The organism is Candidatus Kuenenia sp., assembly GCF_039794105.1.
Lineage (GTDB): Bacteria > Planctomycetota > Brocadiia > Brocadiales > Brocadiaceae > Kuenenia.
Genome location: NZ_JBDIWA010000068.1, coordinates 1 through 3693, shown reverse-complemented (window position 1 = coordinate 3693; position 3693 = coordinate 1). Strand labels below are relative to the sequence as shown.

The following is a 3693-nucleotide window of genomic DNA, read 5'->3' as shown; positions in this document are numbered from 1 at the left end:
AGTGCGGGCGTTATATAACCGGCAGGAATTTCTTCAGTACCTATTTCAAGAAGCAGATCAGTCATTGTTAGAGTCGGAATATGTGTTTTCTGTTAATCCCTTTTAAAGCGTTGCGGGTATCCACTATTAACTTTGAATGGGAGACGATTAAGTTGTAATCAAAACAGCAGTGATCTGTTACGATAACACTGCAATCAATTTTTGAAAAAAATTCTTTTGTGAGCGTCTTTGATTTTGCGCTAAGACCGTGATAGTTAATTTCCGGGATATACGGGTCAGAATATGTCAATTTCGCCCCCTTGTTTTTTAATAGGTGCATTATTTCCAATGCGGGGGACTCACGGATATCGCCGACGTCTTTTTTATAAGCAACTCCGAGGATATGTATTGCAGAACATTTGACGCTTTTTTCCAGATTATTCAGCGCATCGGTAATTTTTTCCACAACAAATTCAGGCATTGCACTGTTAATCTGGTCGGCAAGCGCAACAAACCGCAATTCGAAGCCATTTTTTTTCGCAACCCAGGACAGATATAACGGATCTATCGGTATGCAATGCCCACCCAGGCCAGGCCCCGGATAAAACGACATGAATCCAAATGGTTTTGTCCTGGCAGCGTCAATTACTTCCCAGACGTCTATCCCAATCCTTTCTGCCATGACGGCAATTTCATTTACCAGCGCTATGTTTACGCTGCGAAAGGTATTTTCCAGTAATTTCACCATTTCTGCAACCTTTGTGGACGTAACAGGGACAATTTTTTCAACGATCTGTCCATACAAACTCATGGCTAGCTCTGTGCACTGTTTTGTAACGCCGCCCACAACTTTGGGAACATTCCTGATACTGTAAACTTTGTTCCCAGGATCGACCCGTTCCGGCGAAAAGGCAAGATAGAAATCCTTTCCTATCCGAAGTGTATCGCCCTCTAATATTGGCAAGACCAACTCCTCGGTTGTACCGGGATAGGTGGTGCTTTCCAATACCAAAAGCTGACCCTTGCGCATGTACTTTTTTATCTCCTGGCTGACATTAATAATGTAAGACATATCGGGGTCTTTCGTTTTTGTTAAAGGAGTTGGCACGCATATACTTATGGCGTCAAGTGTAGATATGACGGCGGCGTCATCGGTTACAAGAAAAAGTCCTTTTTCTACAAATTGCGCAATATCTTCGTCTTTTACATCCCCAATATATGATTTTCCCCTGTTCAGAGAGGCGACATGGTCTTTGTTTTTATCAATGCCTGTTACACAGTATCCGCTGCGCACAAACTCAAGCGCAAGGGGAAGGCCGACATAACCAAGACCAATTATGCCTATTTTTGCCTTTTTTGTTTTAATTTTTTCCAGCAATTTTTCCATAATTAAAAATTGGTAATAAATTAGGTCGGGTTTTTAAAGACAAAAACCCAACGGCATTCATTTTTACCTACCCCTGCCCCTCCCAAGAGGGGACTTATCAAATTCCCCTCTTGGGAGGGGATTAAGGGGTGGGTTTATTTATTGGTTAACTAAAAACATTGAAATTCCCGTACAAAAATTTAGATTTTTGAAAAATCGAGGGGGAACATTTAAAAAATATTATTATATTGTTGTTTGTAAGGGACAAGATAATAGTTAGTTATGCAAAAAATTGCAACAAAAAAAATGATTGCAAGAATGTCTATAACGCAGCGTGAGAGTTTTTTTGCCTGATAATACATGATAGATCATTCGCGGGTTCAGGTTTGTAACTTGAACCAAACGTTTTATACTTTCAATTCCGCCTTCTACTGGCAGAACAAACGAAAAATAGATTCCGGATTCCAAGCAGGGATTTTGTGATTTTGGCGTTGGGATTTTACTACATTACATAACCTAATTATCCGCATAAACTTATAGGTTCAGGTTGCAAACCTGAACCCGCCGGTGTGGCATAAGGCAGAATTTATGAGACAAAGTCAATGCTGGAAACAGGCGCTTCATTATGTTCCGGATTGTTTTCAGGGCTTTGCGGTTTTGAATGCACGGTATGTGGTTGTTCCGGTTCGCCTTCGGTGCTTACCCTTGACTTGTTTGAGTTGTTTGTTGATTGTATTTTGGTTCTCTTAAGGATAGATTCTTTTTTGGGATCATACTTTGGGGCAAGAACTGCGATATGTGCCGCAATGGCGGTATGGTTTGTGTTTCCCGTCGCATTTAACATGATAATTTTTTTTTAAAATTGTCTGTCTTACTGTTTTGCGGAATAAATTTGACATTCAATGTTACCAGATTTATCGGCAGAATAGAGGTGGGTATTAGTGAATTTATGTGGCGGCATTTTACCGTTATGTATTTTTACGTGTTGTTTCGTCCTCTCCGTTTTTTGAAAATTATAATTGCTCATATATCCCGGTTTTTCTCACCATAAAAAAATGCATACCCATAAAGAACATCATTGCAAGCGGAATACCGGCAATGTGTAATGTGTAAAAACAAGTAAGTTGGAATTTCGATAATTCCGCGGCAGTATTTGCCTTTAAAAAACCGCCGGTATAATACATGAGCAGCGTTAAAATAAGGAGGTTTGCCCCAGATACCCAGTGTAACTCCCTTGGATGCCGGTAAATTCCTTTAAAATAAATCCTGAGCATATGGCTGAAAACCATTCCAATCATAATATGTGGTCCAACGGAATGTACGCGCTGAATCAACCATCCATACGGAACGCTATGGCTCACACGCTGAAAACTTGCTGCCGCTTCATTCGGGCTGGGAATAAAATAGAACATAAGAAATATGCCTGTTCCCAACTGGATTAAAAAAGCAAGCAGCGATAATCCCCCCATACATCCGAACCAACTCAGTCCCTTAGGGATTAGTTTCCTGGTTATGTTCGTTTCGATGATTTCCTTTAAAATACTAGTATTTTGGGATTCATTTATCGATGCGCCCGGTTTAGACATGTAATTCCTGCGACCTCCTGACAATATGGTCAAACAAATATGGACAGACCTCTGACTTCTGACTTCTGATCATAGATTTGTTTGACTATAGTTAGCCATCTGATACTTTTGATAAAATTATCCCTAACACCATGCAAAGGTGGTCGATGTCGTTTTGTGTAATCACCAGAGGTGGCTGGAATGTGAGTACATTTCTTGATATACCTGTCTTGCCCGCAAGGATTCCCAGATCCTTTAATTGTTCCAAAATATTATCTGTTTCGTCAAACGCCGGGATTTTATCCTCTTTTACCAGCTCCACGCCCAGCATAAGGCCCATCCCTCTGACGTCGCCGATAATGCGGTATTTTTGCTGCAAATCGTTCAATGCGTTTTTAAAATAATCGCCCAGTTTTTTTGCCTTCTCAACAAGACGATAATTCTCAATGACTTCAATTGTGGCAAGTGCGGCGGTTGTCGATACGGGATTCCCCCCTGTGGTTGAAGCCCCGGGCCTGGTATATGCCGCCGCAACAGCGTCATTGGTAATAAAAGCGCCCAGGGGTGTTCCGTTCGCCAATGCCTTTGCCATACACATAATATCAGGCACAACGCCCCAATGTTCAACGGCAAACATTTTTCCCGTACGGCCAAAGCCCGTCTGCACTTCATCCGTTATCAGGAGTACCTTATATTTATTGAGGATCTCCCTTATGAGTTGAAAATACCCTGGAGGCGGTGTAATAATTCCCCCGTTTCCCTGTATCGGTTCAATTATTAAGG

The 3693-nt window shown here is 41.4% G+C and carries 4 protein-coding genes; all 4 read right to left on the bottom strand.

Features of this window, described 5'->3' with window-relative positions:
- Positions 1-67: 67 nt before the first annotated feature.
- On the bottom strand, positions 68-1366 hold the full coding sequence (locus ABJL82_RS16435; RefSeq protein ID WP_347275793.1) for a nucleotide sugar dehydrogenase: 1299 nt from the start codon (positions 1364-1366) through the stop codon (positions 68-70).
- 565 nt (positions 1367-1931) lie between these two features.
- Entirely contained in the window at positions 1932-2189 is a 258-nt protein-coding gene (locus ABJL82_RS16430) for a hypothetical protein (RefSeq protein WP_347275792.1), read from the bottom strand.
- Between the two features lie 169 nt (positions 2190-2358).
- Positions 2359-2931, bottom strand: coding sequence for a cytochrome b N-terminal domain-containing protein (locus ABJL82_RS16425; RefSeq protein ID WP_347275791.1), 573 nt, complete (start codon positions 2929-2931; stop codon positions 2359-2361).
- 91 nt (positions 2932-3022) lie between these two features.
- A partial coding sequence (locus tag ABJL82_RS16420) for an aminotransferase class III-fold pyridoxal phosphate-dependent enzyme (protein ID WP_347275790.1) occupies positions 3023-3693 on the bottom strand: 671 nt, incomplete at its 5' end.